Here is a 16,592-nt window from a genome sequence, read left to right on the forward strand (position 1 = left end):
TGTATAGATTAATAGATCATAAGCAGAACATACTTAGACCAAAAGGTGATCAGAGTTTTCACACAGTCTGTGCCAAAAGCAGCTATTCAGATATAACTCGTTTCTGCCCCATAATAAGTTAACGTAATTACTCTAAGGGGCTTTGAGCGAAAAGCAGACATTGACCGTTAATCGTTTCAACGACGGCAATTAGCCATACGTTGCATGTTTGCTCCCTTACTGGTTTTACGATATCCAAAACCGACATAACGACCATTAAGCAAATACCAAAGTAAAATAGGTATGTGCTCCAATCATATAGCCAAAGAGGATAAAGCGTTAATAGCACTGCTACAGGCCCTAGAATGCTGAAGACAGCTCTGGTATGGTTTTTATTTTTGTGCGAGTTGTATAAGTTTACCAATAGTTCCAAAGATGCAAAAATAGGTAAAAGCGTATTTACAGCTATTCCTTCGAAGTGAGAGAAGAAGCCTAGTCCTAATGCCGATGCAAGTGACCTTAATGCAGGGAAGCAGGCCGTGCCGCTAGCCAAACGCCACTAGAGCCTACTCTGTCTAATATTTTATTTATCATTTGAAAGTCTATTGGTTGATATTACCATCATTCTAAACTCCGTATATAAGTACGGAGTCAATCATTTTAATGAATCAATTATGGGGCAATGTGTTGGATCTTCGTTTTGCATACAGGTATTTGTCATATCCACAATTACTTTCTCTAAACGTTGAAGGTCATTAATTTTGTCTCGAATGATTGCTAACTTTTGTCGGCTTAATAGCTCAACTTGAGTGCAGTTGCTGTCCATAGACATTAGCGATTTTATTTCTCTTAACGTAAAGCCGAGCGCTTTGGCTTTTGTGATAAACCTAAGTTGTCCTGCTATTGTTTCGTCATATTGTCTATAACCAGATATTGGTTTTTCAGGTTGTGTAATCAGCCCTTCTCGTCCATAAAAACGAATGGTTTCTACATTTAAATTTAATGATTGTGCTAATTTGCCAATGGTTTTCATTATTGCCTTTGTGAATACTACTAATCTAAAGTTATATTTAGTTTAGCTATCCAATGATTTGATGATGCCGCACGCTTCAATTGTATTGTCTGAACTACAAGCACTTGCCATCTGTTGTAATTCAGCTTTAAGCGCCCTTAATTCTTTCATACGTTTATTCACTAGTGCAAGTTGCTGATCAATTAATGCATTAACGCTAGAGCAGCTTTCTTCTGGCTTATTTTTTAATTCGATAAGACGTTTAATATCATTGAGTGATATATCTAGGCTGCGACAATGCTTTACGAATTCCAATTGTTTAAGTGCTTTACTATCATACAGCCTGAAATTACCTTCTGAACGGTTTGGATTTAACAGTAATCCTTCTCTTTCATAATATCTAATCGTTTGTATTGAACAGCCCGATTTTTTTGACAATTCGCCTATTTTCATCAATTTCCCCCAGACATTTGACTCTATAGTTACTATAGGATCTATAGTATAGGTATGCAACGAAAGGGATATATAAAAATGACTGAGAAATATTTAAACAATACGAATATCGTTAATTTTGAACACAAAGATATCCAATCCCTGATCGATCAACGAGGGTGGAAAAATTTGGATAATTTCAACAAAATTGGTGCCGCTTATCAGTTTGTAAAAGATGAAATAATGTTTGGCTATAACAAGAGTGATGATATTTCAGCAAGCGATGTGCTAGCAGATGGTTATGGACAATGTAATACTAAGGGTAATCTGTTAATGGCACTATTGCGTGGACTAGGTATCCAGTGTCGTTTCCAAGGTTTTACCATTGATCAGCAACTACAAAAAGGTGCTATCCCAAGCTATGTATTTTGGTTAGCACCTAAATACATCATTCATAGTTGGGTAGAAGTTTACTTTGAAGGGCGTTGGATAAACTTAGAGGGCTTTATATTGGATGAGCAATACTTAAGCTCACTACAGCAGAAATTTAGCCAAGCAAAAGATGAGTTTTGTGGTTATGGTGTTGCAACAAAGTGCTTATCTTCACCCGGTACGGATTGGCGTGGAGAGGATACCTATATTCAAAAAGAAGGTATTCATGACGACTTTGGGCTTTATGATTCACCAGATAAGTTCTATCTCGAAAAAGGTACTAATCTATCAGGTGTAAAACGTTGGTTGTATCAACGAGTGATCCGACATTTGATTAATATGAATGTATCAAAAATAAGAAATAAAAAAGTACTGGAGGTACAAAATGCACAACCATAGTCACAGTCATCAGCATGGTAAAGACGACCGGATTGGTTGGGCATTTTTCCTTAATGTGATATTTACCATTATCGAATTTATAGGTGGTTGGCTCACAAACAGTACGGCGATAATGGCGGATGCCGTTCACGATCTTGGTGATAGTCTTTCAATAGGTTTTGCGTGGATTTTAAGTCGTTTTTCAGATAAAGAAGCATCAGACAAATTCAGCTATGGTTATCGCCGACTTACACTTTTTGGTGCATTGGTAAATAGTATTGTTTTGATTATCGGCTCTATTTGGGTTTTATTTGAAGCAATACCTAAGCTGTCCAATCCTGAAATGCCTGTAGTTGAGGGGATGTTAGGGCTAGCCATACTCGGTGTTGCCGTAAATGGTTATGCGGTATTCAAATTAAAAGCGGGTGAAACACTAAATGAAAAAGTGCTGACATGGCACCTACTTGAAGATGTACTCGGTTGGGTTGCCGTTCTTATAGTCTCTATTGTATTGTTGTTCGTTGAACTGCCGATATTAGATCCTCTATTATCAATAGGGTTTACGCTGTTTATCTTATTTAACGTTTTCAAAAATCTTAAATCAACATTGGTGCTTTTTCTTCAAGCTGCACCCGATAAAGAGACCCAAGAGCGTATTAAGCAGTCATTAATTGAATTTCCTGAAGTAAATGGTATACACCATATGCATTTTTGGTCACTGGATGGTGAAAGTCACGTTTTAACAGCGCACCTTGAGCTGAGTGACAACTTTGACGTTAAAGAATTAATTAAGCTTAAACAAGAGGTTGCAGCTAAATTATCTTCCTATCATTTATCGCATACGACGATAGAGTTTGAGTTTTTAAATGAAAATTGTAGGGATGAAGCAGAGTAAGTTTTATCAATAAAATTTTGGAGCATACAATATAAAAAGCAGCTTAATTAGGCATAACCTAGTAATTAAGCTGCTTTTTTGTTTTTAAATTTCGTCAGATTGCTGTTTACTACTCTCAGCGCCATGCGCCCATTGATATAAAATAGGCAATACAAACAAAGTTAAAATTGTAGAAGATACAATACCGCCGATAACAACTGTTGCTAGTGGTCGTTGCACTTCTGCACCAATTCCAGTGTTTAACGCCATTGGAATAAAACCTAAACTTGCGACCAGTGCCGTCATTAAAATAGGTCTTAAACGAATGATGGCACCTTCAATGATCGCTACGTAAAGGTCGCCTTTTTCATGCCAAAGATCTCGAATAAAAGCCAACATAACCAAGCCATTTAATACGGCAACACCTGACAATGCTATGAAGCCGACACCTGCCGAAATAGATAAAGGCATGTCTCTTAAATAAAGAGAAATTACGCCCCCAGTTAATGCTAACGGTACACCACTGAAAATGATCAATGCATCTTTTAATGAACCAAATGCAATAACCAAAATACCTAAGATAACAATTAGTGTGATCGGCACAACTAAGCTTAATCTTTTACTCGCTGACTCTAGCTGTTCAAAGGTTCCGCCATAATCAAGCCAGTATCCTGCTGGAATTTCTCCTTCCTGATTAATTTTAGCTTTCACTTCTTTGACAAAACCGCCTAAATCTCTACCACGAACATTGACGGTAACCACAACTCTTCTTTTACCTCTCTCACGGCTAATTTGAGCAGGTAAAGACTCTGATTTAAGCTCTGCAACTTCTTCAAGTGGCACATAGTTACCATTCTCAAGTGGAAGCGGCAGATGCTTCAAGCTATCGATATCCGTTCTTATTTGCTCCGGTAGACGAACAACTAACTCAAATCGTCTGTCTCCTTCATAAATGATCCCCGCAGATTCACCGCCAATTGCAGTAGCAACCCAGTCTTGCAGTTCGGTAACGCTCAAACCATACCTACCAAGCGCTTCTCGTTTAGGAATTACTGATAAAGATGGAACACCTGTGACCTGTTCCATTCGGGCATCAGCAGCACCGTCCACGGTTTTCACTATATTTAGAATATCTTTTGCGGTGAGTAATAACCGATCCAAATCATCACCAAATATTTTGATGCCGACATCAGCTCTAACGCCAGAAATCAATTCATTGAAACGCATTTGAATAGGCTGAGTGAATTCATAGTTGTTGCCCGGAATGTTTTTCAGTACCTCTTCCATTTCTTCAACTAATTCACTCTTTGGCTTTGAAGGTTCGGCCCAATCTTTACGTGGTTTTAAAATAACAAAGATATCAGCAATACTCGGTGGCATTGGGTCAGTTGCTACTTCTGGTGTGCCGATGCGCGAGAATACTTTATCAACTTCAGGAAACGCTTTAATACGTTGCTCAAGTACTTCTTGCATTTCTACTGATTGCTCTAGGCCAGTCGATGGAATTCTTAATGCCTGTAGTGCAATATCACCTTCATTTAATTGAGGAACAAATTCTGTCCCAAGCGTAGTTGCTAACCAAAGGCTATACCCCATTAACAGCGTTGAGAATGAAACAATAATCCAACGAAATTTCATCGCCATTTTTAACAATGGTTCATAAATAGACTTGGTTGAACGAATAACTACACTTTCTTTTTCGCTGATTTTACCTTTCATAAACACAGCTACAGCAGCAGGAACCAGTGTAACTGAAAGGATCATTGCGGAAATTAACGCCATAACGACAGTTGCCGCCATAGGGTGGAACATTTTCCCTTCAACGCCAGTTAGCGTGAAAATGGGGATGTAAACAACAGTGATAATTGCCACACCAAACAAGCTTGGACGTATCACTTCTGAAGTGGCTTCAAAAACGGTATTTAGGCGTTCTCTTAAGTCTTGCCTATGACCGTTGTGTTGGGCCTGTGCTAACCTACGGACAGAGTTTTCAACGATGATTACAGCCCCGTCCACTATCAAGCCAAAGTCCAATGCGCCGAGACTCATTAAATTGGCAGATACTCCTGCTTGCACCATACCTGTGATTGTCATTAACATGGAAATAGGGATAACAGCAGCGGTAATGAGAGCTGCACGTAAATTTCCAAGTAGAATAAATAACACAACAATAACTAAAAGCGCACCTTCAACGAGGTTTTTGGTAACGGTTGCAATCGCTTTATCTACTAACGTTGTTCTGTCGTAAACAGGCTCTGCGGTAATGCCCTTTGGCAGAGATTTTTGTATTTCGCTGAGCTTATGTTCCACTTCTAAAGCAACGGTGCGAGAATTCTCACCAATCAGCATCATGGTTGTACCAAGCACCGTCTCAATGCCATTACGAGTAGCAGCCCCTGTTCTAAGTTCTTTGCCTATAGCAACATTGGCAACATCACTTATTTTTACAGGAATACCATCGTTCTTTTTGATGATGACATTGAGGATCTCATCTATTGTCGCTAGTTGCCCAATGGAGCGTACTAAAACTTGCTGTCCGTTTTGTTCGATATAACCTGCGCCACGGTTGTCATTGTTTTTACGTAATGCATCAGATATTTCTTCAAAGGTTACCTGATGAAAAAGTAATTTTTCGGGTTTAGGCGTTATGTGATATTGCTTGTTGTAGCCGCCGATACTGTTGACCTCAATGACGCCTTTAACTTGAGCCAATTGCGGTTTAATGATCCAGTCTTGTATTTCTCTTAAGGCAATAGCGGTATAAGGCTCTCCATTAGGCATTTTAGCGTCAGGAGAAGCTTGTACGGTATACATAAATATTTCGCCAAGCCCTGTCGAAATAGGACCCATTTCTGGCTCTAAGCCAGAGGGAATAACGCCTTTTATCGCAGCTAATCTTGCATTGATTAAGTTGCGAGCAAAATAAATATCGGTTCCCTCTTCAAAGATAACGGTTACTTGAGATAATCCATATCTTGACAGGGAGCGGGTGTGAGACAGCTTTGGCAATCCGGCTAAGGCGGTTTCTACAGGAAAGGTCACCCTTTGTTCCGCTTCCAAAGGTGAATAACCGGGGGCAGAAGTGTTTATTTGTACCTGCACGTTTGTTATATCTGGAACAGCATCAATGGGAAGTTTTTGATAACTCCACATGCCAACGCCGATGATTACCATCAGCAGACTTAATACTAAATAGCGTCTATTTATTGCAAGACGCAAAATTGATTCAATCATATTGCGTCTCCTAATCGTCGTCTTCTACTTCAGATTTCAAAATATCCGCTTTTATCAGATAACTGTTTTTGTTTACATATTCAGCGTCTTTACTGAGGCCATCAATGACCTCGATATAGTTTTTGTCTGAACGTCCGAGCACAAGTGGCGCAAACTCGTACTCTTCATCTTCTTTTACAAAGACACCAAATTGTCCTCCCAGTTCTTGTATCGCAACTTTCTCGACGGCTAAATCCACCTCAAATCGGTTTATCTTTACGCTGCCCATTAATAATTGGCCTGAGGTTAGGTTTAGCTCAGTGTTATTTAAACGTACACGTGCTAAAACATAAGACTGATCTTTAGCTGGAATTATATTGGTGATGGTTGAGTTGAATGCCTGTTCACCATGCTCAATATCAACAGGTTGACCGACTTTGATTTGATTATATTGGCTGGTAAACACCTTAAATTCAGCCCACAAGGTGTCAAAATTGACGATTTCAAACAAGCTAGTGTTTTGCGTGATACCGCCAATATTTCCATTTCGCTGTAAAACAGTCCCAGAAACAGGGGATGTTATTTTATAGGTATTTAAGCTTTCATTAGATTCAATAACGGCTAATAGATCTCCTTTTTTTACCTTATCACCAACAGTGAAGTTTATTGTCTTTATAACGCCGTTATATCTAGCGCCAACTTGAAATAATTGTTCAGCGCCTATCGTCGTAGCGCCGTATACAGGGATAGTTTGGTTCAACGTTTTTGAAGCTAAATAGGCTGTTTCAACACCAACCTTTTTTGCCATGTTATTGTCGATTTTGCTTATGCCTTCTTCGCCTTCATGTTCATCTTCACTAGCGAAAACACTTTGAATGGGTGATAGATACCCAATAAAAATCAATAGTGCGAGTAAATAGTTTTTCATTTTGAATTCCTAAACGATTCAGTTAATAACTGAATCAATAAATTGTTATTAAACTTAAAGTGATGTTTATTTAGAGTGACAGCGCTTCGTTTGTTAGTTTTTCTATCTCTGCGCCATAAATTAGGGCAGCAGATGCCGCATCAATGAGGGTTCGCCGAGCATTTAACAGCTCTTGTCTAGCCGATACATAATCAAGATATCCATATCGACCTTTTTGATAGGCGTCTTGAGTATCTTCCAGTGCATCTTCAAGCATTGGGATAACCGACTGCTTTAATGAATTAGCTGTTAATATGGCTTGTTTTCTATTGGAGTATGCTCGTAGTAAGTGATTTCTAAATCTTAACTTAGTCGCCTCTTTCTCTATGGCAACTTGGTCACGCTCTGCTAGCGCACTAGCGATTGCGCCAGAATTTCGCTTTTCAGCAAACAAAGGTAAGCTAAAGCCAGCGACCAGTGCCGTATCATTGGCTTCTTGAGAGCGCCTAACACCAACAGACCATTTGATATTGGCCGTTGACTCTGTTTTAGCCAACTGTAACTCGGCCTCTTTTAGTCGCTGCTCACTTGCATAAACTTGAATAGCAGGGTTTTTCTCTAATTTCGCAAAGAGACTACTAAAATCACTATCATTGCCAAACTGAAACAGATCTCCAGTTACTCTAGAGAATGACACTGATGTTTCTCCCCAGTAAGCTGATAAAGAAAGCTTTAGATATTCCAAGCGCTTTTGTTCAGATTGAAGGGTGAGGTTAGCCTGAGCAATAACTGCTTTTGAGCGTTTCACTTCAGCCTCAGGAGTAGCACCTGCGCGGTTACGCTGAGATACAATCTCTAACGTTTCTTGTGCTAAGCTCAATGCATTATCTGCCAATATCACTCTTTGTTGGGCTGCAAGTACTTCCACGTACTTCTCAGTGACTTGAGCCATTAAATTAAGCGCAGAGACTTCTTTCTCAGCATTGAGTAGTGCTCTTGATTTTGAAACAAGTCCAATCCGCGCTGAGCGTTTATCTCCCATTTCGATAACCGAAGATAGAGCGACTGTTAATTCAGCACTGTCGAATGCATTAAATTCACCTGAGCCTGCAAAGTTCTCAGCTTCAACTTCTAGTTCATAAGCGGGATTTAAACTTGCGATTTGTTCTCGTCCAATTAATGCGGTTTGTTTGAAATCAAATATTTTAAGTTCTGGATTTTGTTTAAGCGTCCACTGAATTGCCTCTTGAAGGTTTAACTGCTTCTCAAAGGCATAAACATTAAATGTAAAAAGTGACAAAGCGAGAAACGCGATATATTTAAGCCGAGGTGTTACACACCTTAAAATTGCTATCTTGCGATGCACACAGGTATTAAGTGCCATGTATACTTTCCTATAAATTTATATGTGATATTTAGGTCATTAACATTTGACCTTTCTTAATTTTCTATAAATTTAGGCGTATTTAGGTGGGCGGAGTGGCACCGAGATATAGCCTTTTAGCTCAGGAGAAACTAAGGCGTAGGTAAGGAAGTGATCTGTTGCTTGGAAAATGTTACAGGAAGAATCAGCATTTAAAAATAAGTGACAACAGCAACAAAAATTACAATTATCAATTGAAGAGTTGCTATTATTCACCTCAAGCATATTGGAGTCTTCTGGAGCTTTTAGCGGGGTAATAGACTTAGTTAGTGATGAACTAAAAGAACTTTCACTTAAGTTTATTTCAAGCTCTTCTAGCGAAAAAAACACAGACTGCACCGCGATTAAAATCATTATCACGTATGATATATTTGATTTGATATACGATGAGTGCATTATTTTCATTTCTCTGCTTAATACTTTAGCTGTAAGATGCGGCGAGCACCGTTTAAAACGACAAGAGCAATTATCAAACCAATCACTAAATCTGGATAACGGCTGCTAGTTACTGTAACTAATAAGCCAGCTAAGATTACACCTACGTTTGCGATTACGTCATTTGCGGAAAAAATCCAACTCGCTTTCATATGAGCGCCGTCTTCTTTATTACCAAATATTAAAAATAGACAAGCAATGTTAGCGATTAGTGCTATTCCACCAAATATCATCATTAAAGAAGAGATCGGTTCACTACCGTAAACAAAGCGTCTTACGACTTCGCTCAAAGCACTTAGCGCTAGAATAACTTGAAGCACACCAGATATATGTGCCGCTCTAAGTTTCATGCTTATGCTTTTACCGACAGCATATATAGCTAAACCATAAACAGCAGCATCAGCAAACATATCTAATGAGTCTGCAATTAGGCCAGCAGATTGCGCAATAATCCCAGCAATTACTTCTATAAAAAACATGACTCCATTAATGGCTAACAACCATTTTAGGGTTGATGCTTCTTTCATCTCATTTTTTTGGGCTAGATCTTTTGCTTTTGCAGCTTCGGTGCTGCAACTTTCTTTAGTTGATGCCAACTCTGCACCGAGATTGAGTTGTTGTAATTTTTTTGTTATCTCATCTAAATTTTCATCATGAAAAACCTTGACTAAACGGCTAGGAATATCAAATTGCAACCCAACTGAAGGCTCAATTGAGTCAAGTGCTAACCTAATCAATCTCTCTTCTGAAGGACAGTCCATTTGAGGTACTTTAAATGTACTGACAAACGCGCCACTATAGTTATCTAATTGTGTATCAATTTTTACATCTTCATTGGTAGAAGATGATTGACACTGACCACTACATTTTTCTGACATATTTAACATTCCGTAATAATATTAAAATAAGTATAAAATCTATAGTGGCTATAGAGTCAAATAAAAAATTATTTAATGTAAAAGCGTGGAAACTGACTGGAAATGCTAGTTTAAGTAAATAGTTTCTGCTAGTATTTTAAATACTATATTTAACTGGTGATAACTTTGAACCTTAATGTTGTACTAAAAATGCTCTTAGTCGTTTCGATTGTTTTGCAATCGTTAACTGCTGTTGTATCCGCAACATCTGAGAATCACCAGGTAGATATAGAGCACCTTCAAACTCAACATGATCATGCAGATGATCGAAATGTCTCAAATGATAATGTAGGTGATGAGCAGCATAATGAAAAAGATTGTCATCACTGTGGTCATTGCAGTGGCAGCCACTTATCTTGGATTTTAGTCAGTAATTCCAATGTCGATGGTAAGCTAAATATTATCAATAAAACGCCTTATCAAATTGATCAAACAAGTACCTTTCTTGAAGCTATACTTCGTCCGCCTATTTCTTAATTAGATTAATTTTTAATGACCTATTTATCCTTTAATAATGGATAAAGGGTTCGTGTTTATTAATTTTAAAATTAAGAATTTTTATGTATATATATTTAAAAAATGTAGGTTTAGTCCTGTCTTTATGTATGGCTGTGAGTTTTTCAGTTGCCACTTATGCCAAACAGAAAAGTATTTCATGGCTAGATAGTCAAATAAATAAAGATCCCGAAGTTGTTGCGGCTAAAGAGTTACTTAATGCAAGTAGTCATAGAGCCAAAGGTTTAACTCAAGCCGTTTATAACCCAGAGCTAGAAGCTAGTTATGAAAAAGAAGGTGATTTTGATAATTACTCCATTGGTATCAGCCAAACAATTGATTTCTGGGATAAGCAATCAGCAAATAAAAGCATTGGTGAAATTGATGTCTATGTAAACCAGCAACAATTGTTATCTTTACTCGATTCTAAAAAGGCTAACGCTTTAACTGCATTAGTTAATTGGCAAGCAGCAAAAGAAGCTGCTCAGTTACTTTCAGAAAGAGAAGAGCAATTGCAAACGCTCTTTGGCATTGTTGAAGATAAGCGAAAAGCAGGACTTTTAGAGCCACTTGACGCTGAACTGGTTTATTTAAACTTGTCCCAAGTTTTCAGTGAAATATCTGAGTCGCAAATTGCTTTGAAAAATGCAGAGGTAAATGTTCAGGAGTTATTGCCTGATTGGACGCCTAATACTACCAATTTGTTTTCATTTACTTTTGGAGCAACAAACTATTCATTTAACTCTCAGTGGGTTGAGGAACATCCAAAAGTTAAACTCGCTAGAGCGCAATGGAAGATAAAACAATCTAAAGCTCAACTAACCACTATGGAATCTAAAGCCAATCCAACCATTGGAGTTAACGCAGGGAAAAGTGGAGATGAAGACTTGATTGGCGTGACTTTCTCAATGCCTTTAAATATCAGAAATAACTATTCAGATACTGTTAAAGCCGCTTATTCAGAAGCAATTGCAGCAGAGGCTAACTTTCGGTCGGTTTATCGAAAGCAGTCTTTTGAAGCAAAAGCTAATTATGAATCGCTTATTGTCAGTAAAAAATATTATGAGCAATGGCAAAAACTCACACAAGGCAGATTAGATAGCAGCGAAAACTTATTAAATAAGCGCTGGGAAGCTGGTGACATTAATACTTCTGACTACTTACTTGCATTAAATCAACGTGCGGAAGGGCTTCATGCAGGAATACGTTTGGAAAATCAATTCAAGCTTGCAGAAATATCCTTCATTTTAAGTATGGGTCAGTTATCCAAATTTGAGATTTGAGCGCTTTGTTTTTTCAGTAGCGAAAAACGAAATCTTAAATTTATTAAAAATATAGGTTACAAAAATGAATACAGTAATTAGTAAAAAATTTTTAGCCGTAGTAATTAGCTGCCTGTTAGTTGGGTTTACTACAAATCATGATGCTTTTGCACAGTCGTCAGATGGAACTGGTTCTGTCACAAACGTTTCGAAACAAGAAGAAAAAGAACATCAAGATGAGCATGAACACGAAAAGGGACATGAAGAAGATAAAGGTGACCATGACGAGCACGGCCATGAAGGTGGTAATAAAGAGGGAGAAGAAGGACATGAAGAAGGTATCACTATTGATCCAAAGAAGATGTCGCTTGCTAACATTAAAGTGGAAAGTGTTAAGCCTGAATATCAATTTAGCTCCGTATATGCACCTGGCGAAATAAAAGCTAATGGCTATAAAAGTTATGTGGTATCACCACGTACAGAGTCAGTCATTATCAGTCGCCATGCAGCGCTTGGCGAGTATGTAGAAATAGGTCAGAAGTTAGTTACATTATTTAGTGAAGCAATGGCACAAGCACAAGCTGACTATTTAATCGCTTCAACCGAATGGCAACGTGTAAAAAAGCTGGGTAATAAGACGGTGAGTGAAAGTCGATTATTACAAGCTGAAACAACATACAATGCGAGCTATGGCAAGCTCATTGCTTTAGGGTTAACTGAAAAAGCAATAAATGGTATTTCTAACAAAGACATTAAAGCATTTGGACAATATGCATTAACGGCGCACCGTGAAGGTGTCGTGCTTCAAGACGACTTTATCCAAGGGCAACGTGTTGATGCTGGGGATTCAGTAATGTTGTTAGCAGATGAAAAACAACTATGGGTTGAAGCAAAAGTTTCTCCAAATAAAAAGCTGAATTTATCAATTGATTCTCCTGCGGTACTTAAATTAGAAGGCCAGAGTTACAATGCCAAAGTTATCCAAGAAGCCCATACAATTGACCCTATTACTCGTACTCGAATTATTAGGTTAGGAGTAGATAATTCGGATGATAATCTTCATTCAGGCATGTTTGTAAAAGTTTACTTTCAGTTTGCCACAAAGCAGAAAGTGATGGCTGTGCCAGAAGAAGCATTGATCCGCAGCGCAGATGGTGATTGGACAGTATTTGTCGAAGACCACCCTGGAGAATTTAAAGCTGTAGAAATAGAACTAGGCCGAGCCTTAGGTGGTTTTAGAGAAATCATTGGCCTTGATAGTGGAACGCGAATTGTAACTAAAGGCGCATTTTTTGTTGCGTCTGAAATCGCTAAAGGCGGATTTGATCCGCACAACCACTAGGGAGCAAGACTATGTTTAATAAAATAATAGATTGGTCTGTTAATAATAGACTCCTGATTTTGATTGCGCTGTTTGCCACTATGGTTGGTGCAGTTATGGTGATCCCAAAATTAAATTTGGATGCCTTTCCTGATGTTACTAATGTTCAAGTTGCTGTAAATACTGAAGCGCCAGGACTGGCTGCTGAAGAAGTTGAACAACTCATTACGTACCCCATTGAAGCGGTAATGTATGCCCTACCTGATGTAGAACAAGTGCGCTCAATTTCTAAAACAGGCTTGTCTGGCGTTACGGTTGTTTTCAAAGAAGGCACCGACATTTACTTTGCAAGACAACTCGTATTTGAGCGTCTTCAAGCCGCAAAAGAACTGATACCAGAAGGTGTCGGCACACCCGAAATGGGACCAAACACCTCTGGGCTGGGCCAAGTATTTCAGTATCTTCTTATTTCAGATAAAGGTGCAGGTTATGATGCTATGGCGCTTCGAAGCCTTAACGATTGGATTGTTAAGTTACTCGTTATGCCTGTCGATGGAGTCACTGATGTATTATCTTTTGGTGGTAATGTTAGGCAATACCAAGTCAATGTCGATCCATCTAAGCTCTTAGCATATGAACTAACGCAAGAAGACGTTGTTGGTGCCCTAGATAACAACAATGCGAATGTTGGCGGATGGTACATGAACCGTGGGCAAGAGCAGCTTGTGATTAGAGGCACAGGCTGGTTTGAGAGTGGTGAGGCTGGCATCAGTAATATCAAACAAGTTCCCGTTAAAACAGTAGATGGTACGGTTGTTACGGTTTCAGATATTGCTAAAGTTGAAATGGGCAGTGAAATTCGTCAAGGTGCTGTCACCATGACGCGCAAAACCGAAGACGGTAAAGTCGAAAATTTAGGCGAAGTTGTCTCTGGCATTGTCTTAAAACGCATGGGTTCAAATACTAAAGCCACCATTGATGGTATCAATGCAAGAATTCCATTAATTAATCAAGCATTGCCAAAAGGTGTTCGCTTTGAGCCTTTTTATGATCAGGCTGATTTGATTGAAAAAGCGGTAAATACAGTGGTTGATGCACTATTACTAGCATTTATTTTCATCTGTATTGTATTAGCACTATTTTTAATGAATTTACGTGCAACCTTCTTGGTATTAATATCTATTCCAATTTCAATTGGTATCGCGTTAATGATCATGGCTTGGTGGGGCATTTCTGCAAACCTTATGTCACTGGGTGGCATAGCGGTCGCTATTGGTATGCTTGTAGATGGCTCAGTGGTTATGGTTGAAAATATGTTTAAACATTTAAATAGACCTGACGCGACACATTCGAAATCGGTAAAGGAACGTGTTCCAACTTCTGACGCAGATCCGCACGATGTAGAACACGATGAGCACGGCATTAAATTACGTCTGCAAAATGCAGGTAAAGAAGTGGCTCGTCCCGTCTTTTTTGCTGCCTCGATTATTTTAGTCGTATTTGCGCCATTGTTCAGCTTTGAAGGGGTTGAAGCAAAGTTATTCCAACCTATGGCAATAAGCATCATCTTAGCCGTTGTATCTGCGATTGTGGTTGCGTTGTTTATCGTACCTGCACTGGCAACTTATTTATTTAAGTCAGGTGTAAAAGAGAGGGAAAGCTTTGTTCTTAGGCCATTAGACAAACTCTACAGAAAAGGGCTTACATTCGCACTAAAACGCACCAAGTTAGTCATTTCAGCCGCACTTATATTAGTTTTCTCTGCCTTTGCATTAGTTCCATTAATTGGTACTGAATTTGTACCTGAGTTAGAAGAAGGGACGATAAACTTAAGAGCAACGCTGGCACCTTCTTCCAGTTTAGATACCGCGCTCACTGTGGCACCAATTCTAGAAGAAAAACTAATGGCTTTTCCTGAAGTAACCTATGCATTAAGCCGAATTGGTCGAGCCGAAATAGGTGGAGATCCAGAGCCTGTGAATAACATAGAAATTTACATAGGGTTGAAGCCTGTTTCTGAGTGGACCAGTGCATCTAATCGATATGAACTTCAAGGGAAAATGGAGAGATCTTTAGAGGAGTTTCCTGGCTTACTACTAAACTTTTCTCAACCTATTGCGACTCGTGTTGATGAGTTACTATCTGGCGTAAAAGCTCAGTTGGCGATAAAGTTATTTGGCCCTGAGTTAGACGTTTTAGCAGCTAAAGGACAAGAGATCGAAGCGGCTATAAAGAGTGTTGATGGTGCAAGAGATGTTGCTCTTGAGCAAATTGCAGGTGAAGCGCAACTTGTCGTAAAACCTAATAGGCAAGAGCTATCGCGCTTTGGACTTTCAGTTGTTGATATAATGGAAGTTGTGCGAGATGGTATTGGAGGGGTTGAAGCTGGACAAATCATCAAAGGCAATGAACGTTATGATATTTACGTGCGTATTGAAGAAGAGTACCGACAAAATAAGGAAGCTATTTCAGATATTCGAATTCAGTCACCAACAGGCGCCTGGGTACGCTTAGGTGATGTTGCAACTGTTTCATTTGAATCAGGTCCTCCTCAAGTAAGGCGCGATGATGTTCAAAGGCGTGTCGTTATTCAAGCAAACGTTCAGAATAGAGATATGGGTAGTGTAGTAGCCGACATCAGAAAAGTTATTGCTGAGAAAGTTGACCTACCTTCAGGCTACTCGGTAGCAATAGGTGGACAATTCGAAAGCCAACAGCGTGCTCAAAAAAGACTAGCTATCGTTGTACCTTTATCTTTAGCGCTAATTGCATTGTTACTTTACTTTGCTTTTAGCTCCCTTGGTCAAGCTATGCTGATTTTAGTTAATGTGCCACTTGCCGTTATTGGTGGCGTATTTTCTTTGTACATATCAGGACAATATCTATCCGTACCAAGCTCCGTTGGCTTTATTACCTTATTTGGTGTAGCGGTATTGAATGGGGTCGTTATGGTAGAAAGTATCAACCAACGTATTAAAGACGGTCTAGAAGCATCTAAAGCCGTTTTTGAAGGCGCTACTTCAAGATTAAGACCTGTACTTATGACTGCTATAACATCAGCTTTAGGTTTGATACCGATGTTAATGTCTAATGGTGTTGGTGCAGAAATACAGCGCCCATTAGCGAGTGTTATTGTTGGCGGCTTGGTAACTGCAACACTGTTAACATTATTTGTTTTACCTGTTTTATATCGCTGGTTTTCAGAGAAAAAAATAAAAGAGCTATCCAGATAAAATTACTGTGAACTCTAACCCCACGCTAAAGTCACGTTTAGCGTGGGGTTATTGAGTAGATGAACGAAAAGAAAGATTAGATTTAACAATAAACTAATAGTCATGACTGCTTTGTCGGAATATTTGTCGTTAAACAGGCCAAAGCTAACTTCCGCTTTCGTATCTTTGCAGTCTTAATCTCTATGTGTCTCAAGGTCGGCTTATGGCACAGACTGTGTAAAAACTAATTTTTAATAAATTGTCTTGGGTATGTTCTTAGTTTAAAACCATCTAGGATGG

Annotated in this window: 14 protein-coding genes; 6 read left to right on the forward strand and 8 right to left on the reverse strand. The window is 38.8% G+C overall.

Annotated features, from left to right (window positions below):
* Positions 1-127: 127 nt before the first annotated feature.
* From AAEY57_RS16485 to cadR, 3 genes are all read right to left on the reverse strand, one after another.
* Positions 128-532 carry a MerC family mercury resistance protein gene (locus AAEY57_RS16485; RefSeq protein WP_350608280.1) on the reverse strand — a complete coding sequence of 135 codons (405 nt, stop codon included), beginning with the start codon at positions 530-532 and terminating at the stop codon, positions 128-130.
* A gap of 102 nt (positions 533-634) precedes the next feature.
* Positions 635-1,012 carry a MerR family transcriptional regulator gene (locus AAEY57_RS16490; protein ID WP_248534781.1) on the reverse strand — a complete coding sequence of 126 codons (378 nt, stop codon included), beginning with the start codon at positions 1,010-1,012 and terminating at the stop codon, positions 635-637.
* A 42-nt stretch (positions 1,013-1,054) separates the two neighbouring features.
* On the reverse strand, positions 1,055-1,444 hold the full coding sequence (gene cadR, locus AAEY57_RS16495) for a Cd(II)/Pb(II)-responsive transcriptional regulator (RefSeq protein ID WP_248534783.1): 390 nt from the start codon (positions 1,442-1,444) through the stop codon (positions 1,055-1,057).
* A gap of 78 nt (positions 1,445-1,522) precedes the next feature.
* Here cadR and AAEY57_RS16500 point away from each other — a divergent pair, with 78 nt between their 5' ends.
* The gene (locus AAEY57_RS16500; protein ID WP_036972175.1) at positions 1,523-2,254 is read left to right on the forward strand and encodes a transglutaminase-like domain-containing protein; all 732 of its coding nucleotides are present in this window, start codon (positions 1,523-1,525) and stop codon (positions 2,252-2,254) included.
* The gene (locus AAEY57_RS16505) at positions 2,241-3,128 is read left to right on the forward strand and encodes a cation diffusion facilitator family transporter (RefSeq protein WP_002962252.1); all 888 of its coding nucleotides are present in this window, start codon (positions 2,241-2,243) and stop codon (positions 3,126-3,128) included. Before AAEY57_RS16500 ends, AAEY57_RS16505 begins: the two co-directional genes overlap by 14 nt.
* 84 nt (positions 3,129-3,212) lie before the next feature.
* Here AAEY57_RS16505 and AAEY57_RS16510 read toward each other — a convergent pair whose 3' ends face one another.
* From AAEY57_RS16510 to AAEY57_RS16530, 5 genes are all read right to left on the reverse strand, one after another.
* The gene (locus AAEY57_RS16510; RefSeq protein ID WP_024602003.1) at positions 3,213-6,341 is read right to left on the reverse strand and encodes an efflux RND transporter permease subunit; all 3,129 of its coding nucleotides are present in this window, start codon (positions 6,339-6,341) and stop codon (positions 3,213-3,215) included.
* 10 nt (positions 6,342-6,351) lie between these two features.
* Positions 6,352-7,248, reverse strand: a complete 897-nt coding sequence (locus AAEY57_RS16515) for an efflux RND transporter periplasmic adaptor subunit (protein ID WP_350608281.1) — start codon at positions 7,246-7,248, stop codon at positions 6,352-6,354.
* Between the two features lie 70 nt (positions 7,249-7,318).
* Positions 7,319-8,611 (reverse strand): TolC family protein, encoded by a 1,293-nt coding sequence (locus AAEY57_RS16520; protein WP_350608282.1) that lies wholly within the window; start codon positions 8,609-8,611, stop codon positions 7,319-7,321.
* Positions 8,612-8,683: 72 nt separating this feature from the next.
* A complete protein-coding gene (locus AAEY57_RS16525; protein WP_350608283.1) occupies positions 8,684-8,980 on the reverse strand; it encodes a hypothetical protein in 297 nt (98 codons plus the stop codon).
* A gap of 83 nt (positions 8,981-9,063) precedes the next feature.
* Complete coding sequence (locus AAEY57_RS16530; RefSeq protein WP_350608284.1) at positions 9,064-9,963, reverse strand: cation efflux transmembrane domain-containing protein; 900 nt, start codon at positions 9,961-9,963, stop codon at positions 9,064-9,066.
* 156 nt (positions 9,964-10,119) lie between these two features.
* Here AAEY57_RS16530 and AAEY57_RS16535 point away from each other — a divergent pair, with 156 nt between their 5' ends.
* From AAEY57_RS16535 to AAEY57_RS16550, 4 genes are all read left to right on the forward strand, one after another.
* A complete protein-coding gene (locus AAEY57_RS16535; RefSeq protein ID WP_502935497.1) occupies positions 10,120-10,479 on the forward strand; it encodes a hypothetical protein in 360 nt (119 codons plus the stop codon).
* Between the two features lie 83 nt (positions 10,480-10,562).
* Complete coding sequence (locus tag AAEY57_RS16540) at positions 10,563-11,780, forward strand: TolC family protein (protein ID WP_350608286.1); 1,218 nt, start codon at positions 10,563-10,565, stop codon at positions 11,778-11,780.
* A 64-nt stretch (positions 11,781-11,844) separates the two neighbouring features.
* A complete protein-coding gene (locus AAEY57_RS16545) occupies positions 11,845-13,101 on the forward strand; it encodes an efflux RND transporter periplasmic adaptor subunit (RefSeq protein WP_350608287.1) in 1,257 nt (418 codons plus the stop codon).
* Positions 13,102-13,112: 11 nt separating this feature from the next.
* A complete protein-coding gene (locus AAEY57_RS16550) occupies positions 13,113-16,313 on the forward strand; it encodes an efflux RND transporter permease subunit (RefSeq protein WP_350608288.1) in 3,201 nt (1,066 codons plus the stop codon).
* The last annotated feature ends 279 nt before the right edge of the window (positions 16,314-16,592 follow it).

The sequence above is a fragment of the Pseudoalteromonas sp. MER144-MNA-CIBAN-0113 genome, assembly GCF_040308965.1.
Classification (GTDB): domain Bacteria; phylum Pseudomonadota; class Gammaproteobacteria; order Enterobacterales; family Alteromonadaceae; genus Pseudoalteromonas; species Pseudoalteromonas tetraodonis.

Excerpts from the sequence above, each read along its gene's own strand:
- AAEY57_RS16505 (WP_002962252.1), top strand. The coding sequence starts at position 2,241 with ATGCACAACCATAGTCACAGTCATCAGCATGGTAAAGACGACCGGATT.
- AAEY57_RS16515 (WP_350608281.1), bottom strand. The coding sequence starts at position 7,248 with ATGAAAAACTATTTACTCGCACTATTGATTTTTATTGGGTATCTATCA.
- AAEY57_RS16550 (WP_350608288.1), top strand. The coding sequence starts at position 13,113 with ATGTTTAATAAAATAATAGATTGGTCTGTTAATAATAGACTCCTGATT.
- AAEY57_RS16540 (WP_350608286.1), top strand. The coding sequence starts at position 10,563 with ATGTATATATATTTAAAAAATGTAGGTTTAGTCCTGTCTTTATGTATG.
- AAEY57_RS16545 (WP_350608287.1), top strand. The coding sequence starts at position 11,845 with ATGAATACAGTAATTAGTAAAAAATTTTTAGCCGTAGTAATTAGCTGC.
- AAEY57_RS16490 (WP_248534781.1), bottom strand. The coding sequence starts at position 1,012 with ATGAAAACCATTGGCAAATTAGCACAATCATTAAATTTAAATGTAGAA.
- AAEY57_RS16510 (WP_024602003.1), bottom strand. The coding sequence starts at position 6,341 with ATGATTGAATCAATTTTGCGTCTTGCAATAAATAGACGCTATTTAGTA.
- AAEY57_RS16520 (WP_350608282.1), bottom strand. The coding sequence starts at position 8,611 with ATGGCACTTAATACCTGTGTGCATCGCAAGATAGCAATTTTAAGGTGT.
- AAEY57_RS16500 (WP_036972175.1), top strand. The coding sequence starts at position 1,523 with ATGACTGAGAAATATTTAAACAATACGAATATCGTTAATTTTGAACAC.
- AAEY57_RS16530 (WP_350608284.1), bottom strand. The coding sequence starts at position 9,963 with ATGTCAGAAAAATGTAGTGGTCAGTGTCAATCATCTTCTACCAATGAA.
- cadR (WP_248534783.1), bottom strand. The coding sequence starts at position 1,444 with ATGAAAATAGGCGAATTGTCAAAAAAATCGGGCTGTTCAATACAAACG.